The following is a 25,231-nucleotide window of genomic DNA, read 5'->3' as shown; positions in this document are numbered from 1 at the left end:
CTCACTAGAGTACATCGCCCAACCGGTCCCAACGAACAGACCAAGGCCACTTCCAGAACATCCAGGCTGCCTGACCTTCTTCTACGGAGAAGAAGATAATTTCTGCGCGGCCAACAAAATTCTCATATGGCACATAGCCAACTTCGGAGAGTACCCGGCTGTCCTGCGAGTTATCTCTGTTATCACCCATCATGAAAAACCGGTCTGCCGGGACACGGTAAACAGGTGTGTTGTCCAGCGGGCCTGAGTTTGTCAGGTCCAATGTCTGGTAGCTAACACCATTCGGCAGTGTTTCGACATAACGTGGCACCTTGCGGATGTTGCCGTAGGCGTCTTTCTCAATGTAATCGTCAATGCGTTTCCGTTCAACGGCTTCTCCGTTGATGTAGAGCACGCTTTTTGTCACCTGAATCTCATCGCCAGGCAAACCGATCACACGCTTTATGTAGTCGGTGGCGTTGTCCTTTGGCAATTTGAACACGGCAATATCACCGCGCTCAGGTGCGTCACCCCAGACGCGCCCCGCAAATGGTGCAAGACCAAACGGGAAGGAGTATTTAGAGTAGCCATAGCTGTATTTGGAAACAAAGAGGTAGTCACCAATCAGTAAAGTATCTTTCATTGAGCCTGAAGGAATAAAAAACGGCTGAAAAAGAAACGTTCTAACAACCAGAGCGAGCAGCAGAGCTTGGGCGATGACCTTGATGGTCTCATATACGCCGCCTTCCTGCTCCTTATCTTTGGATTGGCTCATGTTAATCCTTCATAGTAAGAGAAAACTCGCTTGCCCATACCGCTCATCACATATTTGCGGCGAGTCAGTCCCCAGACAATAAAATTCACATAGGTGGATCTCTTAGCGGTTCAAGGCCACTTCTGCAATCCAGTTCATTTACGTTTTCACGGCTCTAAGGTTGGCCAATCTTTTGGCCATGCCGAAATTACGACAAATGCCTGAGCCAGCGGGTAGTCATCCGTAATTGTAAGGTCAATTCGTGGCACGAAACCATCTGGTACCAGTTTATCCAGTCTTTCTTTCGCGCCGCCGGTTAAATGCATCGTTGGTTTGCCGCTTGGTAGATTGACGACACCCATTTCCTTCCAGGCTACACCCATAGACAGGCCAGTCCCTAAGGCTTTGGAGCAGGCTTCTTTTGCCGCAAACCTTTTTGCATAGGTTGCTGCTTTGTTAGCCCGGGCTTCTGCTTTGGCACGTTCAATCTCTGTGAAAACGCGTTTGGTGAAGCGGTCTGGAAATCTTGATAGTGTTTTTTCGATCCGGCGAATGTCGCTCAAATCGCTGCCGATGCCGATTATCATTTATGCCTCATCTTTTAAAGAGCATATTGGCGTGTTTAACCGGTGTAACAAACTCTTCAGAAATTTGCATTCGAAGAATAGCTTCTGCTCAGTCTTTGGAAGCAGTTGCTTTGTTTTTCGCAACAAGTTTTCTTTTTAAACGGAAGCGGCGCGCTCTTGCTTTTTGGTAGGTAGAAACAGAACCTAATATGATGAAGTAGGACAGTACACCGGTTATTAGACCGAGTGGAACAGCGCCAATCAGCATCGGTTTTAGCACTGGCCAGATTGTGTCCAGTGATTGAGATAGCATGGATGGATTGAGCTTATCACCGAATTTTGGCAGGGGGCGATCCGTCTCTGCCATAATATAAAGACCGACCTTATACGTGCTGGCCCAGATAAGCGGAAAGGTGAGGGGGTTGCCGACGGCTGTGCCTAATGCTGCGGCAAGAAAGTTGCCGCGCAAGATGTAGGCAAATACAAAGCTCAGGATAAAGTGAAAGCCGATAAACGGAGTAAAAGAGGCCGCAGCACCAGCTGCGAATCCAGCTGCGATTTTTTGAGGGCTGGCTGAAAGGCGGAGTACACGCTTTGAAAAATACTTGATGGAGCGCGACCAACTGTGTCGCGGCCAAACGGCTACGCGAATTCGCTCAATTCTATGTGGTTTTTCCCGCCGTTTAAAAATCATTTCAACTCAAGTGCTCTGCTTATTCATCAATCGCGCCAATTGAATGGTTCGATAGGGGTTGTTTGTATCGCCGGTATTGCAGCTAGCTCTTCTGGTAGTTTATCGGCTGCATACACCGGTAGTTTCAATGGAGCAAGGGATATTAGGGGTACTCCTAATTCTGTATCTTTATGGCTCCGATCGATAAAACAACCAATACCAACACTGTTAATGTTGAGTGATCGCAGTGCTTCTATTGTGGAAAGGCATAGATGACCCGTGGCTACAACATCTTGAACTATAAGTATATTTGACTTTGGAGGGATACTTGCCGGCCCAGTTGTCAAATATCCGCTCTCCCGCCGGATCCAGAGTGCGCGTTTTTGCATGATTCTTGCGACCTGCAGGGAAACGATCAGCCCTCCCAAGCTGGGGGAGACGATGTGGCTGAAATTCAGGATGTTACTCGCAGCGATCTTTTTGACAAGCTGAGCTGCCAGAATTTCTACCTTGTCAGGGTATTCCAACAGTTTTTGCCGGCGCAGGTAGGTTGAGCTGTGCCAGCCTGAAGGGAGGATGAAGTGTCCTTCCTTCAGGGCTTTTGTTTCTCTAAATACGTCCAGGACTGAATTTTGGTCCATGGAATACCCTTTGTTGATCAGCTGCTAGCCATTCACCCTTTGTGACTCGGATACATTGGGTTTGGCGCGCAGTTGGTTCAGGATCAGATTCAAGTGCTTTAGATCCCATACCTCAAGATCAATTAGCATCTCATGAAAATCGGATGCTTTTCGGATCATTTTGATATTATCAATGTTGCCGCGATGATCGCCGATGACTTTTGTTATGGCTGCCAGAGAGCCTGGTTCGTTGACAGCAAATACGCTGATTTGTGCCGGGAAGCGTTCGGGTGCGTTGGGATCTATGTCCCAGCGAACATCAAGCCAGCGTTCCGGTTGGTCATCAAATTCCTTCAAATCGGGAGACTGGATCGGGTAAATAGTGATGCCAACACCCGGTGTTAGAATACCGACGATGCGATCACCCGGTACAGCGCCGCCACTTGGGGCAAAGCGGACCGGGAGAGAGCCTGACATGCCGCGGATTGGTAGGGAGCCGCTCTCGCTTGCCTGTGCTGATCCTTCGGGTATCTTGAATTTGACCGAGCTGCCTTTGTCCAGATCAAACCAGCCTTCAGAGGCTGTGCCCGCTGCCGGAGGGGAACTTGGGCTGCGTTCGGCGCTTTGTGCCGGTGCGTAGTCTGGATACGCGACTTCCAAAACTGTGCTGGCCGGAATGTCTCCGCGACCAACTGCAACGAGCAGGTCCAGCGTGTTCTCCATGCTGAACTTTTTGATGTGTGCTTCAAGCGCAGCTTCGTCAAAATCTTTGCCTGCATGTGAGAAGGCGCGTTCCAGAACATGTTTGCCCAGACCGCCATATTGCTGGCGCGCGGAAGCTCTGGTTGCTTTGCGGATTGCAGAGCGTGCCTTGCCTGTAACGGCAATGTTCTCCCAGGCAGGTGGAGGTGTTTGAGCTTGCGAGCGGACAATATCCACTTCATCGCCGTTTGCCAGTTCAGTTACCAGCGAGGATATGCGGCCATTTACTTTACAGCCAACGCAGGTGTTGCCGACATCTGTGTGAACTGCGTAGGCGAAGTCGATTGGTGTTGCGCCGCGTGGAAGAGCAATCAGGCGACCCTTTGGTGTGAAGCAGAAGACCTGATCGTGGAACAGCTCGAGTTTTGTATGCTCTAGGAACTCTTCCGGGGATTCGCCTTGTGCCAGAAGGTCAATGGTGCCTCGAAGCCAACCATAGGCACGGGATTCCGCAGTCATGGACTGAATGTTACGGCCACCGGTAACGCCGTCTTTATAAAGCGCGTGGGCGGCAATGCCGTTTTCGGCGATGCGGTGCATGGCTTGGGTGCGGATCTGCAATTCAACGCGCTGGCGCTTTGGTCCCACTACGGTGGTGTGAATGGACCTGTAATCGTTCTGTTTCGGTGTGGAGATGTAGTCTTTAAACCGACCGGGAACACAAGGCCACGCAGTATGTATGACGCCCAGTACGTGGTAACAGTCTTCCAGATTAGGAACGATGGCACGGAAGCCGTAGATATCTGAAAGTTGCTCAAAGCCCAGTGATTTCTCTTCCATCTTACGGAAAATGGAGTAGGCGCGTTTTTCACGGCCACTGATCCGCGCTGAGATGCCTTGCTCAGCAAGGCGTTGGGTCAGATCCTCCTCAATATCGGTGATCAAACTTTCGTTCTTGCTATGCAGGATCGTCAGGCGCTCGCGAATGGTTTCGCGTGCGTCCGGGTAAAGCGTGTTAAATGAGATGTCTTCCAATTCTTCGCGGATGTCCTGCATACCCATGCGGCCAGCAAGGGGCGCGTAAATCTCCATGGTCTCTTCCGCGATGCGGACACGTTTGTCCTCTCGCATGTGGTGGAGTGTACGCATGTTGTGCAGGCGGTCAGCCAGTTTAACCAGCAAAACGCGGACATCATCAGCAATCGCCAAAAGCAATTTACGGAAGTTTTCTGCTTGTTTTGCTTTTCTGGAAACCAGATCCAAGCGCTGGATCTTAGTCAGTCCCTCAACCAGTTTGCCGATTTCCTCGCCAAACATGCGGTCAATCTCGGCGCGTGTCGCGTCGGTATCCTCAATCGTGTCATGAAGGAGGGCGACAGCAATCGTTGCGTCGTCCAGCTTCAGATCTGTGAGGATCGCTGCAACTTCCAAGGGATGGGAGATGTATGGATCGCCAGACGCTCGGGTCTGGGTACCATGCTTTTGCATGGCATAAACATATGCCTTGTTGAGTAAGGCCTCATCCGCGTTTGGATTGTAGCTCGTTACTTTTTCAACAAGTTCGTATTGACGCATCATTTTGGGGCGGCCGCTTCACTTCTAAATAAGCTATGGCCGTACCAAAAAAATGCGAGGCGTCGGCCCGGCCGACGCCGACATCCTGCGTGAAGGCTACTTAGTAGTCGTCAGAACGTTCCGGCGGTACCAAGCCTTCGAGTCCCTTCAACAGGTCTTCTTCAGTAATGCGGTCGAATTCGACTTCAGAGTCGTCCACTGCATTGATTTGAAGCTGCTGTGGATCACTTGGAACCATCGGTGCTGTTTCTGTTTCTGGCTCGTCCACTTCCACGAATTTCTGAAGAGAGTGAATGAGATCTTCTTTAAGATCTTCAGGGCTCACAGTCTCGTCAGCGATTTCGCGAAGCGCACAAACTGGGTTCTTATCGTTGTCGCGGTCGATTGTCAGTGGCGAACCACTTGAAATCATTCTGGCGCGATGGCTGGCAAGAAGAACCAGTTCGAACCGGTTTTCAACCTTGTCGACGCAATCTTCGACGGTCACACGTGCCATTCGATCACTCCGTAATATGCTGGAAATTTAGTGGGTACACATAGATCGCTTCTTGAAACAAGGCAAGTGCCGTTTCACCATTTTTTGTGTAACCCCGTTATATCTTATTATTCAGGCGATAATTGGGGGCGTTTTTAGCATTAAGATTAGGCCCAATAGAATTGGGGGCTTTAGGTCTCAGGTGCATAAACTAAACTCACAATTTAATGTTGAAATTTGTTTTAAAGCACAGAGCGGTCTGGAATATTCTATTAATACTGTCTTTTTCTGAGGATTAGAAAGCATAGATCTTTAAGTCCTCGAAAAAACTGGTATTCGGATTGCATACTGGAATTGAAATTGGTGAAAAAATATAAACTGAGCGCATTAACTAAATTTCCATCCTGATTACTCTCGGGTGGATTTTAGTTTGAATAAACAAGGAAATGTTGTTTCTATTGGATTACTTTCCAGTAGTTTCTTCAGAAGTCAAGTTGGCTCTATAATAATAAAGAGTTTTATTTGATGAGTTCCTGTTAATTTATGCAAGGTGCTATCTGTACATTTCATTCATCTTGTTTTAGTTTCTGTCCGGTGAATCGAGCCGTATTGGTTCAATATTAACTGGACCAATGCAATATACGCACAGTGGGGCAAGGTTTTATGTTTGTCCGTAACGAATGCGTATTCGATTTAACGTAGAGTGCAACCGGGTCAATTAGAATGGCATAGTTTCTAGGCGTGTCACGACAGCAAAGCGTCATGCCGAGAAAGTTATTGCTTATAGAATGTTACTGACTTACGCGTCTGTGCAGCGGAAAGGCTAAAAATAATATGTTTGATCCCCGCGAAAAGATTGCTTTATTCATTGATGGAGCGAACCTATATTCGACAGCGAAAGCTATTGGCTTCGATATCGATTACAAGCGTCTCTTGAAAGAATTTCAATCCAAGGGTTACCTGCTTCGTGCTTATTACTATACAGCACTTGTAGAAGAGCAGGAGTATTCATCCATTCGACCTCTGATCGATTGGCTGGATTACAATGGCTATAAAGTGGTTACTAAGCCTGTAAAGGAATTTGTGGATTCCTCAGGTCGCCGCAAAATCAAAGGCAATATGGACATCGAGCTGGCTGTTGATGCCATGCAATTGATTGACCATGTTGATCATATCGTTCTGTTCTCCGGCGATGGTGATTTCCGTTCGCTGGTTGAGGCTCTTCAGCGTCGTGGCCGGAAAGTTTCTGTTGTTTCAACGCTTCAGACACAACCGCCAATGATAGCTGATGATCTTCGTCGTCAGGCTGATCATTTCATCGAACTGTCCTCGCTGATGCAGCGCGTGGGCCGTGATCCAAATGAGCGTCCACCTCGTTTGGTTGCAGAAGAACAAGAAGCCGGGGATGACGACTACTAGGGTCCGTCAAAACTCAACGAATTTGAACAAGCCGGGGAGGGAGTGTGCACTCTGTCCCCGGCTTGTTTCATATAGGGCCGAACTCCGAGGGCTACATCCAGATTGGCACAATGCTCCGGTGCTGGATTTTGGACCAGTCAATGCATCGCTGATTGTTGTTGGGCTTGCCCCCGGGCACAAAGGGGGCAATAGAACTGGTATCCCGTTCTTTGGTGATTTCTCCGGTGAAATGCTCAATACGGCACTGACGACGAGCGGATTTGCGAAATACCTTAGCGAAACTGATCAATCCGCCGGAATTGAACCGCTAAATGCGCGCATCACCAATGTTGTAAAGTGCATGCCGCCCAAAAATATCCCGAAACCTATTGAAATTCAGGCCTGTAGGCCATTTTTTCTAGCCTCTATGGAGGCAAGTCCCGCAACTCGAGTTGTTGTGGCAGTTGGGCGAACTGCTCATGAGGAGCTTCTCAAAGCATTCGATCGTAAACCAAAAGAAAATCCGTTCGCGCATGAAAGTGAAGTGCAACTGACGGAACGGTTACGGATGTTTTCCAGCTTCCACTGTTCGCGCTACAACGTGAACACTCGGCGAATAACATCTGAGGAATTTACAGAGGTGTTTTTGAATGTCCGTAATTACCTGAGAGACTTAAGTTAGATTTTGCGGCTAATCGCGGCGTTCCCATCCTTGTCCGCCAAGGTGTTCTTGTGGTTTAAAACGCTCTTTGTATGTCATTTTTGGAGAGCCTTCGACCCAGTACCCCAGATAGACATAGGGCAGACCTAAGTGTTGTGCTCTAACGATATGATCCAAGATCATGAATGTGCCGAGGCTTCTGGTGGTCTCATTATGATCGAAGAACGAGTAAACCATGGAGAGGCCGTCGCAAAGTCGATCAGTCAGCACGACACCGATTAAAGGTCCATCTCCTGCTCCTGTGATGAAACTGTCTATACCTCTTTTGCGATATTCGATGATTGCTGTGTTCACATGGGTGTCTTCCACCATCATAGAATACTCCATGGGGGACATCTCTGTCATGCCTCCGTCGGTATGACGGGCACTTAGGTACTCATGAAACAGGTCGTATTGTTCTGTTGATGGACCGGCTGGAAGTTCTGCGCCGATGAGGTCGTGGTTGTCTTTCCATACGCGCTTCAAAGATTTGGTCCATTGAAACTCGCTGACGCATACTCTGATGGAGATGCAGGCTCTGCACTCTTCGCAGGCTGGGCGATAGGCAATGTTTTGCGACCGACGAAAACCGCCTTGCGTTAACACATCGTTGAGCGCTGGGGCATTAGGCCCGACAAGATGCGTAAAGACTTTGCGTTCTTTGCGACCTGGCAGGTAGGGGCATTCTGTAGGGGCGGTCAGATAAAACTGCGGATTTTCATAGGGTTGCCGTGTCACCAAGCGCCTCCTCTTCTTCTCGTTTGTCCTCTTTACCCTATAAATTATAATAGTAAGGAGCAACAAGTGAGAAGGTCAACCATATGATTATGGCGAGAGGTGTGCCGGCGACCAGAAAATCTGAAAAGCGGTAGTGGCCTGGGCCCATAACGATAAGGTTGGTTTGGTATCCAATCGGCGTCGCAAAGGAGCAGTTGGCTGCAAAAATAAGGCAGACAATAAACGGCTCTACTGGAACGCCGGTTCGATGTGCCATTTCAATTGCGATAGGTGTAAAGAGAACAGCTGTTGCGTTGTTGCTCAAAAGGTTCGTTAAAACAGCAACAACTGCGAAGAGCAGGGAGAGCACGAAGGCTGGGGATCGTCCATCTGCTATTGTGAGCAGAGCTTCTGCTATGGCGTTGTCACCACCCGTTGCTTCCAGTGCTAACGAGGCAGCGATGGATGCGCCAATCAGCATGAAAATACGGCTGTCGATGGTTCTTAAGGTTTGGCGAATGTTGAGGCAGCCACAAAGGATCATGGCAAATGTAGCGGCGATGGAGGCGACTACAATTGGAACCACGCCTGATACGGCAAGGCCGATCATTACAACAAAAATAGACAAGGCACGGCGCGCATATTGGCGCTGAGGGAGTTCAGTGGCCGACCAGTCCATGAGCAAGACATCGCGGTTGCCGCGTAACTGGTTGATTTCTTCACGATTTCCCGCAATGAGCAGAACATCACCGGATTCCATGCGAATGTCTGTCATGGGCATTCGCGGCATGCGGCTGCGGCGTTGAAGGCCGGTGACAACACATCCGGTATCAGCGTGGAAGCTGGTCATAGACAAGGTGCGGCCAATCAGGCGTGAGCCCGGTGCGATCACCGCTTCAGCGAGAGTAAGTGCGCCTGTGGGTGTTGCGTGTTCTGCGTCGCTGGTCGGGCTTTCGTTTGCATCGGCGGGTAATAGCGGATGGCGCTGGCTTATGGCTTTGGTGAGTGTCTCGCGTGTGGCAGCGACAATGACAGTGTCGCCCGGCTGCAGCACGATATCCTCAAATGGAGGAAGCAATGGGCGTTCACCGCGCTGGATCAGACGGACCGTCATTTGGCTCAGAGCCGGGAACATGCCTGCTATGGCTTTTTCGCCAACGAGTGGATGACCGTATACGATTGGAATTTGCGCGATAAACTGGCGACCATCTTTGCCTTTGAATTCATCCGCCATGCTTTGACGTGGTTTGAGAATTTTTGGCATGATGACAAGGACGTAGACTGCGCCAACAGCCGCGAGGATTGCGCCGAAGGCTGTGAACGTGAAGAAATTGATGCGGACTTCACCGGTTGCGTTGGCAACATTGGCAACAAGCAAGTTTGTGGATGAGCCAATCATCGTCGTCATGCCGCCCAATATGGTAATAAACGAGAGGGGCATAAGAAAACGCGAGGATGAGGTGTGATGTGCGGCCGCGACGGTGGTCAAAATCGGCAAAGCAATGACCACGACCGGGGTGTTGTTCAAAAACGCACTGACAATACCAACGGTAATTAGTAATGGGCCTGTGGCAAGCCAGCGACGTTTTTTTGACATTTTGAGAATAGCTTGCGCCGGTTTGTCGAGCGCATCAGTTTGAAACAGGCCTTGCCCTACAATCAGCAGGCAGATCACGGTGATCAGCGCTTGATTGGAAAACCCGGAGAGGAAATCTTCAGGGCCTATGGGCATGCCGTTTAAAGTTTGTGGGAAGACCATGAAAATCAGCATGAGAGCTACTATTGAGCCTAATGCTGTGATTTCAATGGCAATGCGTTCCAGCGCATAAAGGATAATCGTGAAGCCGATGACCGTAAAGGTCAGGATCATCGGTATGTTCAGGCTCTCCATGCGCGTCCCCGCTCGTGCTACTCTACTCCACGTTACTAGAGGGTCTCGGCAGGTTCGTCACTGCACGTTGCATCATTGCTGAGTTATCGATGCAGACTATCCACCGGGGAATTCATAATAACGGCACCAAGGAGGATATCATGGAGCAAGCGCTTCTGGTCACTAAACAATGAGACTATGAGAATAAAAGGGCTAAGCACTGTTACTGAGAAATAAAAGAGCAATGCATGAATAGCTGCAAATAGTGGGTAGGGCCGCGCTCCGTTGTTGAGACGCATTTCCAAACCAAATGCCCGCATGCCCGGAGTTGCAGAGCTGAATCCACCCAGAGAAAACGCAGTGTAGGCAAGGGCAACAAGTGGCCAAATGGCAGGTAACAACAACCAAGCCAGACCAAGCGTGAGAATGCCCAGGAACCCAACCACAAAATAGGCGATGGCGGAGACGATTGTGATTGCGATGATGTCAAAAATACTGGCAAAAACGCGTTTTTTCCGAACCCCGTCAAAAAGGGCCGGGTTGAGGTACGGATCGAAGAATGGGTTAGGTTGGGCGCTCAAGTCTTGGCTCATTTCTGCCTCGGTTAAATAAAATGGTGCCGGAAAGTGCCCCAGCGTACTTTATTGAATTAGGTGTGCGACCTATAAGTTTCAAGCGGGAGTAGTAAACAATTCTTGCTTACATTTTCGCTGGTTGTTTTTGACAGATACCGAGGTGATCTCAACCTGCTCGCTTAAAGTCGCATTTCGCCGGATGACGAGTAAGAAACGTGAATATCTCTTGCTTCCAATGCATTGGTAATTTCATGGGCATGCTGTCTGTCGCGGGTTTCAATTGCAACATCCAGTGTTGCCCCCTTAACAGAAACATCAAGGAAGAGACGATGATGAGAGACTTCTAAAATGTTGCCGCCTAACTCGCCAATCAAGGTTGAGATCTCCCCTAAAATGCCAGGGCGATCCGGTATGGTGCAACGGATGTGTATGATGTTGCCCAGGCGGACCAGTTGGCGGAGCGCGATTGAGCTGAGGAGGCGGGGATTAATGTTACCGCCGCAAAGGACAAGTCCAACCTTTTTGCCTTTGAAGCGTTCCGGGTAGGCAAACATGGCCGCAAGACCTGCTGCACCAGCGCCTTCTGCTACAGTCTTCAGGCGTGTCAGGAAGATGTTGATGGCTTCCTCAATCTGGCTTTCAGACACCAAAAGCACATCATCAACAAATTGCTTTGCCAACTGTTTTGTAAATTTTCCCGGTACTTTAACGGCAATACCTTCTGCCAGAGAGTTGCCACCGCATTGCATTGGTTGATTGCGCAGGGCCGCGTACATAGACGGGTAGAGTTCGCTTTCAACACCAATGATCTCGATATCTGGCTTAATCGCTTTGGCTGCAACGGCGATGCCGGAAATCATACCGCCGCCGCCGATGGGAACAATGAGCGTATCTAAGTCCGGTTGGTCTTTTAACATCTCAAGAGCGATAGTGCCTTGGCCGGCTATAACCTCCAGATCATCGAAGGGGTGAACCCAGATATAGCCGTGCTTTTCCGAGAGGCGATCTGCTTCCTGTTTGGCATCATCTACGGTCTCGCCAGCGAGGACAACATCTGCGCCGAAGGCTTTGGTCGACTCAATTTTTACGTAGGGTGTGCCGTTTGGCATAACGATGAGAGCTGGGATGCCGAGGCGTTGTGCATGGCGAGCCACGGCCTGTGCGTGGTTGCCAGCGGACATAGCGATAACGCCGCGCTGTCGTTCAGTCTCTGTCAGGTGGAGTAGTTTGTTGAGAGCGCCACGCTCCTTAAAGGAATTTGTTACCTGCATGTTCTCGTATTTCACGAAAACAGTAGCTTCTGTGAGAGCATCCAATTGAATGGCGGGCAGGAGGGGCGTTACCAGCACCGCTCCCTTGATGTTTTTAGCAGCTTCCTCAATCTTTGACAGGGTCAGAAGAGGTGTACTCACCTTGGGCATGATGTTGTTCTCACAGGTGTTATTGTTGTTTATGCGGTCTTATTTGCCGCCTAATTTTTTCGCCAGTTCTGGCGCAAAGTAGGTCAGAATACCATCTGCGCCAGCGCGTTTGAAGGCCATCAGGCTTTCCAACATGGCTTTGTCGCGGTCCATCCAACCGTTTTGCGCGGCTGCACAGATCATGGAGTATTCCCCGGAGACCTGATAGGCGTAGGTTGGTGCCATGAACGTGTCTTTGATACGGCGGATGATGTCCAGATACGGCATTCCCGGCTTTATCATGATCATGTCCGCCCCTTCTTCCAAATCCAGCTCAGCTTCTTTCAAAGCTTCGTCTGAGTTGGCCGGGTCCATCTGGTAAGTTCTTTTGTCGCCAACAAGATTTGCGTTGGAGCCAACCGCATCGCGGAATGGACCATAGAAGGCGGAGGCGTATTTTGCGGAGTACGCCATGATTTGCAGGTTGTCATAGCCCGCGCCATCCAGTGCAACGCGGATGGAGCCAATGCGGCCATCCATCATATCGGAGGGGGCGATGATATCCGCGCCTGCCTCGGCTTGAATAAGTGACTGACGGCACAGCTGATCTACGGTTTCATCGTTGATGATGGTATCACCGGACATCAGGCCATCGTGACCGTGAGATGTGTAGGGGTCGAGTGCAACGTCTGTCATCAAACCGACCGGAAAGCCTTCTGCTTTAATAGCGCGGAGGGCGCGGCAGGTGAGGTTAGCCGGGTTGAGCGCTTCGGTGCCCATTTCATCGCGCAAGCCGGGATCGGTGTTGGGGAATAAAGCAATAACCGGAATACCCAGTTCAGCGGCCTGTTCTGCGGCGCGAACTGCCATATCTACGGAGTAACGCTCTACACCGGGCATGGATGAGATGGCTTCGGTTTTATTGACCCCATCAATGAGAAAGATCGGCCAGATCAAATCGTCGACGGTAAGAGTATTTTCTCGGATTAAGCGGCGTGACCAGTCGCTGGAGCGATTGCGGCGCATTCTGCGGCCGTTCAAAATCTGGTTCATGTCCATGGAAGAATGCGATTCTCTGGCAAACGACATAATTACTCACCTGAATGACTGTTTATTTGGCGTTTTTTTGCAAGCGTGTGGCTTGCTTAGAACTTCTATATTGTTTGATGTCAGATAGCACGGTGGAGTTGCTTGATAAAACGCAAAATATTTCGGTGTTCCAGTGGTTCTTAGGGTCTGCGCATGGGTTTTGCTCACCTCCTTTATTTAGTGGTGGAATATTACCGGTCAAATCCATGAGAAGCCCTTAAAACGGGAGCAACTACAGATTCGAATTATGTCTCAAATGATTCTCAGTGTTTGCGAGGAATGGTGCGTTGGTTTGAAAGGAATGCGTTTTCACTGCGTTGTTGTGTATGCATTGCAATTTTGCATGGCCAATTGGTCTTATCTTGGTCTTTCCGAGAATTGACGCAGGTTTTGTGCGCGGCTACCGATTGACCCAACTATTTTGGAGATTGGGTACTTCACACTTGCAGTACCCTTATAATTTGCGCTGACGGTTTTGGGAGGCTGTCAGTTGGGAGGATGGGTTCCATGGATTTTGAACTGAACGAAGATCAACGCGCGTTTGTTGACATGGCTGCAGATTTTGCACGCGATGAAATGGCACCATTCGCGGCTGAGTGGGATGCCAAATCTCATTTCCCGGTGGATGTGCTGCGTAAGGCTGCTGCGTTGGGTCTTGGTGGGCTTTATGTCCGCGAGGATGTGGGCGGTTCCCAGCTTGGGCGTCTGGATGGGGCGTTGATTTTTGAAGAACTCTCCAAAGGATGTGTTTCCACCTCTGCTTTCCTTTCCATTCACAACATGGCTGCGGGAATGCTGGACCGGTATGGCAGCGATGAGCTGCGCCGGAAGTTTCTGCCTGATCTATGTTCCATGGAAAGTATTGCAAGTTACTGTTTGACTGAGCCCGGTGCTGGCTCGGATGCGGCGTCTTTGCGAACGCGAGCTGTGCGGGATGGCGATCATTATGTGATCAATGGGTCCAAGTCGTTCATCTCCGGTGGCGGTGTTTCGGATATCTATGTGTGTATGGTGCGTACGGGCGAAGACGGCCCGAAGGGTATTTCCTGCATTGTGGTTGAAAAAGATGCGCCCGGTCTGTCGTTTGGGGCCAATGAGCACAAACTTGGTTGGTGTAGTCAGCCAACAGCGCAGGTGATCTTTGAGGATTGTCGTGTTCCGGTTGAGAATCTTGTTGGCGATGAGGGGCAAGGCTTTAGCATCGCGATGGCGGGTCTTGATGGAGGCCGCCTGAATATCGGTGCCTGTTCTTTGGGGGGCGCTCAGTTCTGTCTGGACCGGGCTTTGCAATACATGGGGGAGCGCAAGCAGTTTGGTCGTGCGCTGGCTCAGTTTCAGGCCTTGCAGTTCAAAATTGCGGATATGGCGACGGAGTTGGAATCTGCGCGGTTGCTTTTGCATAAAGCGGCAAGCCTTCTGGACAAGAAGGATCCTCAGGCGACCAAGATGGCAGCGATGGCCAAACGCCTTGCAACGGATACCGGTTTTAAGGTTGTCAACGAGGCGTTGCAGATCCACGGTGGCTACGGTTATTTGAAAGATTATCCCCTTGAGCGTTATCTACGTGATTTGCGGGTGCACCAGATTCTGGAAGGCACCAATGAGATTATGCGCGTTATTGTGGCGCGTGAGATGATGAAAGCTTGAACCAGACCCTATTTCTAACAGCATTTAATTTGTGCTTTGCGCAAACAGGAATATCCGGAGGATGACTTGTCCGAAATTGTAGATGTACTTTTTGAAGAGAAGGGCCATGCGGGCCTCATTATTCTTAATCGCGCGAAAGCTCTGAACGCTTTGAGCCATGAGATGGTTGTTGCCATGCATGCAAAGCTGGAGCGCTGGTTGATTGATGATGCGATCCACCATGTCATTATCAAGAGCAACAGTGAAAAAGCGTTTTGTGCTGGCGGGGATATTCGCCAGGTTGCTTTGAATGGCCCAGAAAAGGTTGATGAGAGTCTGCCGTTTTTTGCCGATGAGTACCGGCTTAACGTCTATATGGAGAGTTACGCTAAGCCGTTGATCGCGTTGATTGATGGTATTGTCATGGGTGGCGGTGTTGGTATCTCCGTTCATGGTGCTTACCGGGTAGGCAGTGAAAAGACTATGTTCGCCATGCCGGAAACGGCTATTGGGTTTTTCCCGGATGTGGGGGGCAGTCATTTCCTTCCTAACATGCCGCAGTATACCGGCATGTATTGTGCCATGACCGGGGAGCGCTTGAGGCAAGCTGATTGTTACTGGACCGGGATTTTAACGCACGCTGTTCACTCCCAAGACATGCTGGCGCTGGAAGACGCGCTGTGCAGTGCGGAAGATGTGGAGCCTGTGCTAGCACGGTATGCGTTTGATCCGGGGCCTGCGCCGCTGCACGTAAAAGCGGATGTGGTGGAAGAGTGCTTTGGGGCTGAGAGCACGCTGGAGATTGTTGGTCAGCTGAAACAGCTCTTGGGCAGTGATCATGATGACTTTGCCGCTGCTGCGCTGGAGACGATCAGTAAACGCTCACCCTTGAGTGTTGAGGTGGCCTTTCAACAGGTGCGGCGCGGCGCTGGGCTGGCGATGAAAGATTGCATGATCATGGAACACCGGATTGTTTCGCAGATTTTGCTCGGAAAAGACTTCTATGAGGGCGTGCGAGCTGTGATTATCGATAAGGATCATGCCCCTAAATGGCAGCATGAGAGCTTGGATGTGATAAAAACAGTTGATGTTGAGGCCCATTTTATGCCACCGAAGGGTGGTGACCTCGTATTTTAACGGGGCGTGGGGATTGGTGTTCTTTTTGGGCACGTATTGAGGTGGAGCGTAGTTATGCCTGGCGTTTTTGTAGAGCTGATGAAGAGGGTACCTTCATTTCAGTTTTTGCTGCATGCATATGTCAGGCTGCTTGCTGTCTACATGCTGTTTGCCGGGCTGAGTTACTGGGGTGCCATAATTGGTGCACGCACAATTGATGGTGTGGTGTTTGAAGGTGTGGCCCTTCAGGTGCAGACAACAGTCATCTTCTTTGCTGTTCTGGATCTGGTGACAGCCATTGGGCTGTGGCTGCTTTCCAGCTGGGGAACGGTCATGTGGCTGTTTCGCTCTCTTGCGCAGGTGGTGATGTACTCCGTGTTCCCCATGGTCTTTGGTCGTAGTCCGACTGAGGTGGTCTCCTACATCAGTGCAATCGCCCTCTACCTCGTTCTGCTCTACCTTGCAGAACGAGAGGAGCGGGCATAAGCGACTAATTGCTTATTTAGCCTGTAAATCATTGAAATTTTTCGTTTTGTAACCAGTCGTCCGTGAGAGGTAATCTGGAGTATGTTTGGGATGGTCAGTTCCGGGCAAGTTCCAGATGTTCAAAATTCCCTCGGGCGGCGATTTTTGGGAGGATGCAATGGGAGATAAAACTCTTCGCGTTGCTTTTATCGGTCTTGGTAATATGGGTGGCCCTATGGCTGCCAACCTGGTCAAGGCTGGTTATGAAGTCGTCGGTGTAGATCTTTCTGATGAGGCACGAGCTGCCTTTCAAGCGGTTGGCGGGCATGTTGCTCAATCTGCCGCTGAAGCAGTTCGTGATGTTTATGCTGTTGTTACTATGTTGCCTGCTGGCAAGCATGTGCGTTCCGTTTACACAGGTGAGAACGGTATTCTTGCACACGCACCAAAAGGCACGGTGTTCATTGATAGCTCCACAATTGACGTGGATAGCAGCCGGGACGTGGCGAAAGCTGCTGCTGATGCTGGAATGGACATGGTTGACGCACCGGTTTCCGGTGGGATCGTAGGAGCTGCAAACGGGACGCTGACGTTTATGGTTGGTGGACCTGACGTTGCTTTTGAACGAGCAAAACCGTTTTTGGACATCATGGGTGGCTCAATAGTTCACGCTGGCGATGCTGGCGCTGGGCAGGCTGCTAAGATTTGCAATAATATGTTGCTCGGTATTTCCATGATTGGAACCTGCGAGGCATTCGTACTGGCTGAGAAGTTGGGTCTGGACCCACAAAAGCTTTACGATATTTCCTCTAAATCGTCCGGTCAGTGTTGGTCTTTGACATCTTACTGTCCGATTCCCGGACCTGTTCCGACGTCGCCGGCAAATAATGATTACAAGCCAGGTTTTGCAGCACCCATGATGCTGAAAGATTTACTGCTGGCAGAAGAAGCAGCCGATTCGAGCGGTGCAAGTACCCCGATGGGTGAAAAAGCGGCTCGGCTCTATGAGCAATACTGTAACAATGGCGGGGAAAACCTCGACTTCTCCGGTATCATCCACTTGCTTCGGAAACCAGGGTAAACAGAAGGTTAACGGGAAGGTCTAAACGCTTGCCAGTAATTAAGAAATAATTCATCGTGTCTCTTAAGCGGTTCTTAGAAGCGGTCGCGTAAATTTGCTTCAAGTGCTGATAAAAATACGAACGCACGAAAAATATGGACATGAGGCGCAACCAGATGATCAATACAAACAGGGCTGTTGAGGTCTTGGCGCAGGAAGAAGAAACGGTAGGGCTAAAGCCTGCATACCTAGAGGCGTTGACGCTCATCGAGCGTTTGCACCGTCGTCTTCTTGACGTCATCAAGGACGAGTTTGACCGTATGGGTCGTTCAGATGTGAACAGTGTTCAGGCGCTGCTTCTGTTTAACATCGGCGATGCAGAGCTGACAGCCGGCGAACTCCGTACTCGCGGTTACTATCTTGGTTCTAACGTTTCTTACAATCTGAAGAAACTGGTTGAAACCGGATACATCAACCATGAACGTTCCCAGATGGATCGCCGCTCTGTGCGTGTGAGTCTGACTGAAAAAGGGCGTGAAATTGCTCAAATTGTTGATGAGCTTTACAGCCGTCACATTCTTTCAGTTGAGCAGGTTGGTGAACTCTCTACAGCAAGCTTTGAAGAGCTTAACCGCTCCTTGCGTCGTCTGGAGCGTTTCTGGACTGACCAGATTCTATATCGTCTCTAATTTCATTGAGCGATACTGACCTTTCTTAAAAACACCGCTTCCACCCAGAAGCGGTGTTTTTGTATGTGGACCGAGTGATAGCTGTATTAATTTCTTCTGGGGCTGGTATCTCGGCGAGATGCGGAAGCCAAGTATAGGTCAGGTGCTTGTGCGTAAGTGGTGCCGGTTGTTGCTTTCTTGCACTCATCGTGAGGGAAATTCTTCAAAGACCAACTTGAATTTCGGTGCTGAGGTCTTTGGCCATTAAACGGTCACATCGGATGGAGATGAGAACCTCCAATTATTCGGGCTTGTTTTGCCGTTGGGGCTAAATTGCAAGGTCTGTCAATTCTGATTTATTCAGAGGACGGATCACTTTCTTTAATTCACCAACAGATGTTACTCCCCGTTTTATGGCAGATGTCTTGCGAGTTGGACCAGATAATGCCATGAATATTTTCCATGTTAAGCTTCTTTTAACCAAGTTTGCATGGAATCTAATAGGGATGATTGATTGCCAGGAGATATAATAGGTGATGGTGCCTCTTCTTAACCGCAGAAAAATTGCTCTTGCTCTGATTGTGAGCACCGGCCTTTCTGCAGGTCTGTTGTCTGCGCAGGCACAGGTTCAGGCCCCCGCCGGGTTGTTGTCCTATGGCGGAGCTATTCAGCAAAGTTCCAGCCAACCAGCTCCTGTTGTTGTTGAGCAACCGATCCTTGGGCAGGGCACAGAGTGGGCGGATACCTTTGATGAGGGGGTTTCCTCATTGGAGCAGATCGACTTTGTTGCTCCGATTATTTCTGAGCAGACTGGCCAGTATATGATCGATGCAATTCTCGATTATGAGCGTATCTCGCTGAATGGTGGCTGGCCGGAAGTTTCAACCAAAAAAGCTTTGCGCATTGGCATGCGTGTCCCTGCAATTCAGGCATTGCGCCAGCGTTTGATTGCATCTGGTGATATGGCGCAGCAGGCAGGCGTGTCGGATGTATTCGACAGCTATGTTGGTTCTGCTGTGCGCCGTTTTCAGTTGCGTCATGGTTTGACACCGGACGGTATTGTTGGTCGCTCCTCTGTGATTGCGATGAATGTGCCGGTTGAGGTGCGCTTGCAACAACTGCGGACCAATCTGGAGCGCGTGACTGCGTTGGCCAAGGAGGTTGGCGATACGTATGTGAACGTGAATATTCCGGCAGCTCGTATTGAGGTTGTTGAGAATGGTCGTGTCCGCTCCCGTCACACAGCTGTGGTGGGTAAGAAGGACCGTCAATCTCCGATCCTGAGCTCTGCGATTTACGAAGTGAACTTCAATCCATACTGGACTGTGCCTGTTTCTATCATTCGTAAGGATCTGATCCCGCGGATGCTGGAGGATCCTCAGTACCTTTCCAAGAATAACATCCGGATTTTCGACTGGTACGGCAAAGAAAAGCAATGGCAGGAGATTGACTGGAATACGGACGAAGCTACGAAGTTCCGCTTTACTCAGGAGCCTGGGGAAGGCAATTCCATGGGCAGTATCCGTATCAATTTCAACAACACGCATCAGGTGTACTTGCACGATACGCCGGAGCAATCGTTGTTTGGTAAGGGCTACCGTTTTCATTCATCAGGCTGTGTGCGGGTTCAAAACGTGCGCGAACTGGTGACGTGGTTACTCGGATCTACCACCAAAGACTGGAACCGTAGCCGTGTGGATGCGACCATTAATTCTGGTGAGCGGATTGATGTGAAGATGAAAAGCCGTGTGCCACTGCAGATGTCCTATATTACAGCTTGGGCGCTTAGCGATGGCTTGGTCCATTTTCGCGATGATATTTACGACAAGGACGGTCTTTACCAAGAGGGTGTAGATCCGATAGCTCAAGCGACGCAGTAGCAAGCAGGTTCCCGTCTTCGAGATATAAAAGGCCGTTAGGGACTGATTGCCCTAGCGGCCTTCTTCTTTGGGGATGTAATTGCAACTGCCCCTGTCATTGCGCCTGCGAACTGCTAAATATGCTGATGTTAATTGGCGAAGGTTGTGAGAGCGGGACGGGGAGTCAAATGTCGAAGCTGGGGCAGGTGTTTTTTGAAGGTCGGGTGATTGGGAATCTGGTTCGCATGACGGCTATATGCGCGCAAAGTGGTGTTGAGGTGTTTGTTGTTGGGCCTCGTAATGCAAGTGAAACTCATCTGAAGCAGTTGGCTATGAAAAAGCTTGAGCGTAAATTACAACTCAAGGCTGTTTAATTTATAAAATTTGGGTGATCACCTAAACACTATTGATCAATTTGAGATAACATCCCTTGGTTCGATAACCCCTATATGCTAATGGGCTAACCACCCGAAAACATACTCTAACGGGTTTTTGTTGCGAATTTTCCTCGTGAAAGTTTCGTAAGTTTCGTTGCTCCAACCGTGTGATGAGGTCAACCTATGTCCGTATCGGATAGTTCAATCACGACGCCGCTCTACCCAGAGTTCTTTACAGGTAGCCTGGCGTCTGGTGACCCAGATCTTCTTGAGGCAATCAACAAAGAACTAACTCGTCAGCAGAACGAGATAGAGCTGATCGCTTCAGAAAACATTGTGTCTCGCGCTGTGCTTGAAGCACAGGGCTCCGTCCTGACCAACAAATATGCAGAGGGTTATCCCGGCCGCCGCTACTACGGTGGTTGTGAACACGTCGACGTTGTTGAACGCCTCGCACTTGCCCGTGCTAAAGAGTTGTTCGGCTGTGAGTTTGCCAATGTGCAGGCAAACTCAGGCTCACAGGCCAACCAGTCTGTGCTGCTTGCGCTGGTAAAACCAGGTGATACCCTTTTGGGCATGAGCCTTGATGCAGGTGGTCACCTGACTCATGGTGCGCGCCCTAACATGTCCGGTAAATGGTTCAACGCTGTTCACTACGGCCTGAACACAGACACCGGCTACATCAACATGGATCAGGTTGCAGAACTTGCTCGTGAGCATCAGCCAAAGATCATCATCGCTGGTGGGTCTGCTTACTCTCGTGAGATTGATTTTGCTGCGTTCCGCGCAATTGCTGACGAAGTAGGTGCCTACCTTTGGGTTGATATGGCTCACTTTGCTGGTCTTGTTGCTGGTGGTCATCACCCAAGCCCGTTCCCGCATGCACATGTTGCAACGTCCACCACCCACAAGACCCTTCGTGGTCCTCGTGGCGGTCTGGTTCTGACCAACGATGCTGACATTGCGAAAAAGATTAACTCCGCGATCTTCCCAGGTCTGCAGGGTGGTCCTTTGATGCATGTGATTGCGGCTAAAGCTGTTGCCTTCGGTGAAGCGCTTCGCCCTGAGTTTAAGACTTACGGCAAAGACGTGATCGAGAACGCACAGGTTCTGGCTCAGACACTGCGTGAGGGTGGTTTGGATATCGTTTCTAACGGTACCGACACACATCTGATGCTGGTTGATCTGCGTCCTATGAACCTGACCGGTAAAGATGCCGAGATTTCTCTGGGCCGTGCAAACATCACCTGTAACAAGAATGGTGTTCCGCTCGATCCTCAGAAACCTACCATTACTTCCGGTATTCGTCTTGGTACGCCAGCAGGTACGACCCGCGGCTTTGGCCCTGAAGAATTCCGTGAAATTGGTAAGTTGATTACCGAGGTTCTGGAAGGTCTGCGTAAGACAAACTCCGTTGAAGGCAACGAAGCTGTGGAAGCACAGGTCAAAGAAAAGGTACTGGCACTCACTGCCCGGTTCCCAATCTATCAAAACTGATTTAAACGAGAAGAGTCGCCGGATACCCATTCGGCGGTTCTTCAATGATTTGCTAAGGAGGCAGGCGAGATGCGTTGTCCGTATTGCGGGGGTGATGACACCCAGGTGAAGGATTCGCGCCCAACCGAGGATAATACTTCTATCCGTCGGCGCAGAGTCTGCCAGACATGTGGTGGTCGCTTTACCACCTTTGAGCGTGTTCAGCTGCGTGAGCTGACTGTTATTAAGCGCAATGGTCGCCGGGTTCCTTTTGATCGCGAGAAGCTGATGCGGTCCGTTTTGATCGCGACTCGCAAACGTCCAGTTGAGCCAGAACGTATAGAGCGTATGGTGAGCGGGTTGGTTCGTCAGCTGGAAAGCTCTGGCGAAAGTGATGTTGTGGCAGAAGATGTTGGGCACTTGGTCATGGAAGGGCTGAAAACCCTTGACGATGTGGCTTATGTGCGGTTCGCTTCCGTTTATAAAAATTTCCGCGAAGCTAAAGATTTTGAAGCGCTGCTGGATGAGTTGAGTGATGCGGACGATGATCCGTTAATGATGCCTCCACGGATCTAAACTCTGGCTTTGCTATTAGTCGTATTCAGGGGGATGCTTTGTCGGGTCACAAAGCGCTAAATGCTGACGAGCTTGCTGAGCACGAACGCTTTATGGCGGCTGCAATCAGCTATGGAATTCGCGCAAAAGGGCAGACGTGGCCCAATCCTCCTGTTGGTGCGCTTCTCACTAAAGATTTTGGGAATGGACCTGTGGTTGTTGGGCAGGGGGCAACTCTGCCTCCGGGCGGCTCACACGCTGAAGTTCTTGCCATCATCGATGCCGGTGAACACGCTAAGGGTGCGACGGCCTATGTAACGCTGGAGCCTTGTGCGCATTATGGCCGGACTGGTCCTTGCGCCCGCGCCCTTGTTGCTGCCGGTGTTTCCCGCGTGATCTATGGTGCTGCTGATCCTAACCCCGCCGTTGCCGGACGTGGCAAGCGGATGCTGGAAGAGGGCGGCGTTGAGGTCATTGTTGGTGTTTTGGAAAAAGAATGCCAGCAAGCTGTTCGGGGGCACATCTGCCGTGTGCTGAAGGATCGCCCTTTTGTTCAGTTGAAAATGGCTGTTTCTAAAGACGGGTACATTGGCAAGCGCGGTGCGGGTCAAGTTTCCATCTCAGGTGCGTTGTCGCGCCAACTGGTTCATGCCATGCGTTCTCAGATGGATGCGATCGTGGTGGGTATCGGAACCGTTCTGGAAGATGATCCGGAACTGAGTTGCCGGTTGCCGGGTCTTGAAGGCCGATCTCCTCAACCTGTTGTGTTTGATAGTTTGGCGCGTATGCCTCTGAAATCCAATCTGGTGCAGAGTGCAGGACATAATTCGCTTTGGGTTGTGGTGGGTGAACATGCGCCCGATCACCGCGTTAGTGCGCTTGAACGGGAAGGCGTGACGGTTATCATCAATGATTGCCTTCGAAATGGTAAGGTGTGTCTTGATAAAGCACTGGAAGCGCTCTACATGCACGGTCTCTCTCAGATTATGGTGGAGGGCGGTGCCGAGCTTGCGCACGGTTTGCTTCAGCAAGATCTGGTTGATGAGCTTATGATTTTTCAAGGAACCACAGACATTGGTTCCGATGGTATTCAACCTTTCGGGTTTGAAGGCCTTGCAAGTTTACAAGACGGTTATAACAAGCAGATGCTTCGCTATGTTGGCGAGGATTTGCTGTGGCGGTATACGCCAAAAGAGAGGTTCTAGGTGTTTACTGGCATCGTTAGTGACGTTGGAACAATCCTTGAGCTGGAGCAGATTGCTGCAGGTCAAAGGACAAAAATTGGCAGTGTCTATGATCCAGACGGGATCGAGATTGGTGCCTCTATTGCGTGTTCTGGCGTGTGCCATACCGTTGTTGCCAAAGGGCGCGACGGTGATCAGGCATGGTTTAGCGTTGAATCTGCGGCGGAAACGCTGGCATTGACGACTGTTGCCAACTGGAAAGTGGGCAAACGGCTTAACCTTGAACGCTCGTTGGCAATGGGAGCCGAGCTTGGCGGCCATCTGGTGCTTGGTCATGTGGATGGCAAAGCCACCATTGTTGAATGCACACGGCACCCCGAGAGCCTTTATCTGAAGTTTGAATGTGCCCCTGAATTTGCACGGTTTATTCCCAAGAAGGGATCCGTTGCATTGGATGGAACCTCTTTGACTGTGAATGAGGCAGAGGGAAACACGTTTTCCGTGTTCTTGATCCCACATACGTTAGAGGTGACCACGTGGTCCGACAGGGCCGCTGGGGACGAGGTTAATTTGGAGGTAGACATGATGGCACGATACGTTGCGCGTCTTGCCGAATTTCCAAGCCTTGCGGAAATCGCAAAATAACTTTATAGCCAAATAATTCCGTTGGAAATAACTGGACAATTTGTTTGGGGCATGGTTCCTGAGCCCACATACGCGGGTGCTGCTGTACCCGTGGCTTACACCGCTTATTTCTGATTGGTTCAGGTTAAACGGGCGTAGGCAGTAGGAGAATAAAAATGAGCGCGAATCCGCACATCCTTGTTATTGAAGCACGTTTTTACGAAGATTTGGCTGACGCCCTGTACGAAGGGGTTGAAGACGTGTTGGAACGGGAAGGTGCCCGGATCTCGCGTTTGTCTGTTCCAGGTGTGTTAGAAGTTCCTGTTGCGCTTTCCATGGCGTTAACTGCAATGGAAAATGGCGAAGCAGATTATGACGGTTTTGTTTTACTCGGTGTCGTAATTCGTGGTGAAACCAGCCACTACGACATCGTTTCTAACGAGTCGGCTCGTGCTATTATGGATCTGGCGATTGATGCTTGTGTTGCAGTTGGTAACGGCATCCAAACGGTTGAGAACAATGATCAGGCATGGGCTCGCGCCAGCCTTTCTAAAAAGAATAAGGGCGGCGGTGCTGCTGAGGCTTGTTTGGCTATGATACGTGTGCGCGACCGGTTCGGTGTGTAAGGTTTAGGATGACTACGGAAAACAACAAGAAAAACGGCGAAGTGAAACCCGCGAATAAACGCGGGGTCGCTCGTCTGGCTGCTGTTCAGGCCGTTTACCAGATGGAAATGACCGGCGCACGCCTAGACGATGTGCTAGCTGAGTATGAAGCTTACCGGCTTGGTCAGGATATTGATGGCGATCAGTATCGTGATGCAGACCCGGCATGGTTCCGTGATCTGGTGCAGGCTGTGTTTGAAGATCAGTTGCAGATTGATCCGCGCATTCATAGCGCGCTTTCTGAAGACTGGCCGCTGAAGCGTATAGATACAACTTTGCGGGCGATCCTGCGTGTTGGCTGTGCCGAGTTTTTGCGGAAAAAAGATGTTCCGGCCCGTGTGATCATCAATGAATACATCGATGTTGCAAAGTCCTTCTATGAAGGAGATGAATCGCGTCTGGTGAACGGTATCATGAACCGTATGGCCCGCGAACTGCGTTCTTCTGAATTTGAAGATTGATT

26 protein-coding genes are annotated in these 25,231 nt (G+C 50.2%); 15 read left to right on the top strand and 11 right to left on the bottom strand.

Annotation, left to right across the window (positions count from 1 at the left end):
• Window positions 1-4 precede the first annotated feature (4 nt).
• The 6 genes from lepB to rpoZ form a co-directional block, all read right to left on the bottom strand.
• On the bottom strand, window positions 5-754 hold the full coding sequence (gene lepB / locus BLS62_RS14435; RefSeq protein WP_093182003.1) for a signal peptidase I: 750 nt from the start codon (window positions 752-754) through the stop codon (window positions 5-7).
• Between the two features lie 146 nt (window positions 755-900).
• On the bottom strand, window positions 901-1,320 hold the full coding sequence (acpS, locus tag BLS62_RS14430; protein ID WP_093182001.1) for a holo-ACP synthase: 420 nt from the start codon (window positions 1,318-1,320) through the stop codon (window positions 901-903).
• Between the two features lie 88 nt (window positions 1,321-1,408).
• On the bottom strand, window positions 1,409-1,993 hold the full coding sequence (locus BLS62_RS14425) for a DUF2062 domain-containing protein (RefSeq protein WP_093181998.1): 585 nt from the start codon (window positions 1,991-1,993) through the stop codon (window positions 1,409-1,411).
• A 26-nt stretch (window positions 1,994-2,019) separates the two neighbouring features.
• Window positions 2,020-2,613, bottom strand: a complete 594-nt coding sequence (locus tag BLS62_RS14420) for a phosphoribosyltransferase family protein (protein ID WP_093181996.1) — start codon at window positions 2,611-2,613, stop codon at window positions 2,020-2,022.
• Between the two features lie 24 nt (window positions 2,614-2,637).
• Entirely contained in the window at window positions 2,638-4,872 is a 2,235-nt protein-coding gene (locus tag BLS62_RS14415) for a RelA/SpoT family protein (RefSeq protein WP_093181993.1), read from the bottom strand.
• 97 nt (window positions 4,873-4,969) lie between these two features.
• On the bottom strand, window positions 4,970-5,365 hold the full coding sequence (gene rpoZ / locus BLS62_RS14410) for a DNA-directed RNA polymerase subunit omega (protein ID WP_093181991.1): 396 nt from the start codon (window positions 5,363-5,365) through the stop codon (window positions 4,970-4,972).
• Window positions 5,366-6,178: 813 nt separating this feature from the next.
• On the opposite strand from rpoZ, the gene BLS62_RS14405 reads away from it, so the two are divergent.
• Window positions 6,179-6,763: a LabA-like NYN domain-containing protein gene (locus tag BLS62_RS14405; RefSeq protein ID WP_093181989.1), complete on the top strand. Its 585-nt coding sequence runs from the start codon at window positions 6,179-6,181 to the stop codon at window positions 6,761-6,763.
• Between the two features lie 118 nt (window positions 6,764-6,881).
• Complete coding sequence (locus tag BLS62_RS14400) at window positions 6,882-7,424, top strand: uracil-DNA glycosylase family protein (RefSeq protein ID WP_208990864.1); 543 nt, start codon at window positions 6,882-6,884, stop codon at window positions 7,422-7,424.
• Window positions 7,425-7,433: 9 nt separating this feature from the next.
• Here BLS62_RS14400 and BLS62_RS14395 read toward each other — a convergent pair whose 3' ends face one another.
• From BLS62_RS14395 to hemB, 5 genes are all read right to left on the bottom strand, one after another.
• On the bottom strand, window positions 7,434-8,180 hold the full coding sequence (locus BLS62_RS14395; RefSeq protein ID WP_093181984.1) for an arginyltransferase: 747 nt from the start codon (window positions 8,178-8,180) through the stop codon (window positions 7,434-7,436).
• A gap of 37 nt (window positions 8,181-8,217) precedes the next feature.
• On the bottom strand, window positions 8,218-10,050 hold the full coding sequence (locus BLS62_RS14390; protein WP_093181982.1) for an SLC13 family permease: 1,833 nt from the start codon (window positions 10,048-10,050) through the stop codon (window positions 8,218-8,220).
• Window positions 10,051-10,133: 83 nt separating this feature from the next.
• The gene (locus BLS62_RS14385; RefSeq protein WP_093181980.1) at window positions 10,134-10,622 is read right to left on the bottom strand and encodes an RDD family protein; all 489 of its coding nucleotides are present in this window, start codon (window positions 10,620-10,622) and stop codon (window positions 10,134-10,136) included.
• Between the two features lie 161 nt (window positions 10,623-10,783).
• On the bottom strand, window positions 10,784-12,025 hold the full coding sequence (locus BLS62_RS14380; protein ID WP_093181978.1) for a threonine ammonia-lyase: 1,242 nt from the start codon (window positions 12,023-12,025) through the stop codon (window positions 10,784-10,786).
• A gap of 39 nt (window positions 12,026-12,064) precedes the next feature.
• A complete protein-coding gene (gene hemB, locus BLS62_RS14375) occupies window positions 12,065-13,093 on the bottom strand; it encodes a porphobilinogen synthase (protein ID WP_093181975.1) in 1,029 nt (342 codons plus the stop codon).
• 507 nt (window positions 13,094-13,600) lie between these two features.
• Here hemB and BLS62_RS14370 point away from each other — a divergent pair.
• From BLS62_RS14370 to nusB, 13 genes are all read left to right on the top strand, one after another.
• Window positions 13,601-14,740, top strand: a complete 1,140-nt coding sequence (locus BLS62_RS14370; RefSeq protein WP_093181973.1) for an isobutyryl-CoA dehydrogenase — start codon at window positions 13,601-13,603, stop codon at window positions 14,738-14,740.
• A 66-nt stretch (window positions 14,741-14,806) separates the two neighbouring features.
• On the top strand, window positions 14,807-15,856 hold the full coding sequence (locus BLS62_RS14365; protein WP_200798520.1) for an enoyl-CoA hydratase/isomerase family protein: 1,050 nt from the start codon (window positions 14,807-14,809) through the stop codon (window positions 15,854-15,856).
• 54 nt (window positions 15,857-15,910) lie between these two features.
• On the top strand, window positions 15,911-16,321 hold the full coding sequence (locus BLS62_RS14360; RefSeq protein WP_093181969.1) for a DUF6163 family protein: 411 nt from the start codon (window positions 15,911-15,913) through the stop codon (window positions 16,319-16,321).
• Between the two features lie 157 nt (window positions 16,322-16,478).
• The gene (gene mmsB, locus BLS62_RS14355) at window positions 16,479-17,381 is read left to right on the top strand and encodes a 3-hydroxyisobutyrate dehydrogenase (RefSeq protein ID WP_093188936.1); all 903 of its coding nucleotides are present in this window, start codon (window positions 16,479-16,481) and stop codon (window positions 17,379-17,381) included.
• A 155-nt stretch (window positions 17,382-17,536) separates the two neighbouring features.
• Entirely contained in the window at window positions 17,537-18,049 is a 513-nt protein-coding gene (locus BLS62_RS14350) for a transcriptional regulator LdtR (protein ID WP_093181967.1), read from the top strand.
• 515 nt (window positions 18,050-18,564) lie between these two features.
• The gene (locus tag BLS62_RS14345) at window positions 18,565-19,908 is read left to right on the top strand and encodes a L,D-transpeptidase family protein (RefSeq protein ID WP_244283640.1); all 1,344 of its coding nucleotides are present in this window, start codon (window positions 18,565-18,567) and stop codon (window positions 19,906-19,908) included.
• 167 nt (window positions 19,909-20,075) lie between these two features.
• Window positions 20,076-20,261: a DUF6898 family protein gene (locus BLS62_RS14340; protein WP_093188934.1), complete on the top strand. Its 186-nt coding sequence runs from the start codon at window positions 20,076-20,078 to the stop codon at window positions 20,259-20,261.
• A gap of 186 nt (window positions 20,262-20,447) precedes the next feature.
• Window positions 20,448-21,761, top strand: a complete 1,314-nt coding sequence (glyA, locus tag BLS62_RS14335; RefSeq protein ID WP_093181963.1) for a serine hydroxymethyltransferase — start codon at window positions 20,448-20,450, stop codon at window positions 21,759-21,761.
• Between the two features lie 69 nt (window positions 21,762-21,830).
• Window positions 21,831-22,316, top strand: a complete 486-nt coding sequence (gene nrdR / locus BLS62_RS14330) for a transcriptional regulator NrdR (RefSeq protein WP_093181961.1) — start codon at window positions 21,831-21,833, stop codon at window positions 22,314-22,316.
• Between the two features lie 38 nt (window positions 22,317-22,354).
• On the top strand, window positions 22,355-23,500 hold the full coding sequence (gene ribD / locus BLS62_RS14325) for a bifunctional diaminohydroxyphosphoribosylaminopyrimidine deaminase/5-amino-6-(5-phosphoribosylamino)uracil reductase RibD (RefSeq protein WP_093181959.1): 1,146 nt from the start codon (window positions 22,355-22,357) through the stop codon (window positions 23,498-23,500).
• Window positions 23,501-24,124: a riboflavin synthase gene (locus tag BLS62_RS14320; protein ID WP_093181956.1), complete on the top strand. Its 624-nt coding sequence runs from the start codon at window positions 23,501-23,503 to the stop codon at window positions 24,122-24,124.
• A 155-nt stretch (window positions 24,125-24,279) separates the two neighbouring features.
• Entirely contained in the window at window positions 24,280-24,729 is a 450-nt protein-coding gene (ribH, locus tag BLS62_RS14315; protein WP_093181954.1) for a 6,7-dimethyl-8-ribityllumazine synthase, read from the top strand.
• 8 nt (window positions 24,730-24,737) lie between these two features.
• Window positions 24,738-25,229 (top strand): transcription antitermination factor NusB, encoded by a 492-nt coding sequence (gene nusB, locus BLS62_RS14310; RefSeq protein ID WP_093181951.1) that lies wholly within the window; start codon window positions 24,738-24,740, stop codon window positions 25,227-25,229.
• Window positions 25,230-25,231 lie beyond the last annotated feature (2 nt).

The organism is Pseudovibrio sp. Tun.PSC04-5.I4 (assembly GCF_900104145.1).
In the GTDB taxonomy this organism is placed as follows: domain Bacteria; phylum Pseudomonadota; class Alphaproteobacteria; order Rhizobiales; family Stappiaceae; genus Pseudovibrio.
This window is presented reverse-complemented; position numbering and strand designations above follow the sequence as displayed.

What these genes read in the sequence shown, in the direction of transcription:
- BLS62_RS14380 (WP_093181978.1), bottom strand. Translation starts at nt 12,025, where the DNA reads ATGCCCAAGGTGAGTACACCTCTTCTGACCCTGTCAAAGATTGAGGAA.
- BLS62_RS14345 (WP_244283640.1), top strand. Translation starts at nt 18,565, where the DNA reads ATGGTGCCTCTTCTTAACCGCAGAAAAATTGCTCTTGCTCTGATTGTG.
- mmsB (WP_093188936.1), top strand. Translation starts at nt 16,479, where the DNA reads ATGGGAGATAAAACTCTTCGCGTTGCTTTTATCGGTCTTGGTAATATG.
- BLS62_RS14415 (WP_093181993.1), bottom strand. Translation starts at nt 4,872, where the DNA reads ATGATGCGTCAATACGAACTTGTTGAAAAAGTAACGAGCTACAATCCA.
- hemB (WP_093181975.1), bottom strand. Translation starts at nt 13,093, where the DNA reads ATGTCGTTTGCCAGAGAATCGCATTCTTCCATGGACATGAACCAGATT.
- BLS62_RS14350 (WP_093181967.1), top strand. Translation starts at nt 17,537, where the DNA reads ATGATCAATACAAACAGGGCTGTTGAGGTCTTGGCGCAGGAAGAAGAA.
- BLS62_RS14390 (WP_093181982.1), bottom strand. Translation starts at nt 10,050, where the DNA reads ATGGAGAGCCTGAACATACCGATGATCCTGACCTTTACGGTCATCGGC.
- acpS (WP_093182001.1), bottom strand. Translation starts at nt 1,320, where the DNA reads ATGATAATCGGCATCGGCAGCGATTTGAGCGACATTCGCCGGATCGAA.
- glyA (WP_093181963.1), top strand. Translation starts at nt 20,448, where the DNA reads ATGTCCGTATCGGATAGTTCAATCACGACGCCGCTCTACCCAGAGTTC.
- ribH (WP_093181954.1), top strand. Translation starts at nt 24,280, where the DNA reads ATGAGCGCGAATCCGCACATCCTTGTTATTGAAGCACGTTTTTACGAA.
- BLS62_RS14385 (WP_093181980.1), bottom strand. Translation starts at nt 10,622, where the DNA reads ATGAGCCAAGACTTGAGCGCCCAACCTAACCCATTCTTCGATCCGTAC.
- nrdR (WP_093181961.1), top strand. Translation starts at nt 21,831, where the DNA reads ATGCGTTGTCCGTATTGCGGGGGTGATGACACCCAGGTGAAGGATTCG.
- nusB (WP_093181951.1), top strand. Translation starts at nt 24,738, where the DNA reads ATGACTACGGAAAACAACAAGAAAAACGGCGAAGTGAAACCCGCGAAT.
- BLS62_RS14425 (WP_093181998.1), bottom strand. Translation starts at nt 1,993, where the DNA reads ATGATTTTTAAACGGCGGGAAAAACCACATAGAATTGAGCGAATTCGC.
- lepB (WP_093182003.1), bottom strand. Translation starts at nt 754, where the DNA reads ATGAGCCAATCCAAAGATAAGGAGCAGGAAGGCGGCGTATATGAGACC.
- BLS62_RS14405 (WP_093181989.1), top strand. Translation starts at nt 6,179, where the DNA reads ATGTTTGATCCCCGCGAAAAGATTGCTTTATTCATTGATGGAGCGAAC.
- BLS62_RS14340 (WP_093188934.1), top strand. Translation starts at nt 20,076, where the DNA reads ATGTCGAAGCTGGGGCAGGTGTTTTTTGAAGGTCGGGTGATTGGGAAT.
- BLS62_RS14360 (WP_093181969.1), top strand. Translation starts at nt 15,911, where the DNA reads ATGCCTGGCGTTTTTGTAGAGCTGATGAAGAGGGTACCTTCATTTCAG.
- BLS62_RS14370 (WP_093181973.1), top strand. Translation starts at nt 13,601, where the DNA reads ATGGATTTTGAACTGAACGAAGATCAACGCGCGTTTGTTGACATGGCT.
- rpoZ (WP_093181991.1), bottom strand. Translation starts at nt 5,365, where the DNA reads ATGGCACGTGTGACCGTCGAAGATTGCGTCGACAAGGTTGAAAACCGG.
- BLS62_RS14420 (WP_093181996.1), bottom strand. Translation starts at nt 2,613, where the DNA reads ATGGACCAAAATTCAGTCCTGGACGTATTTAGAGAAACAAAAGCCCTG.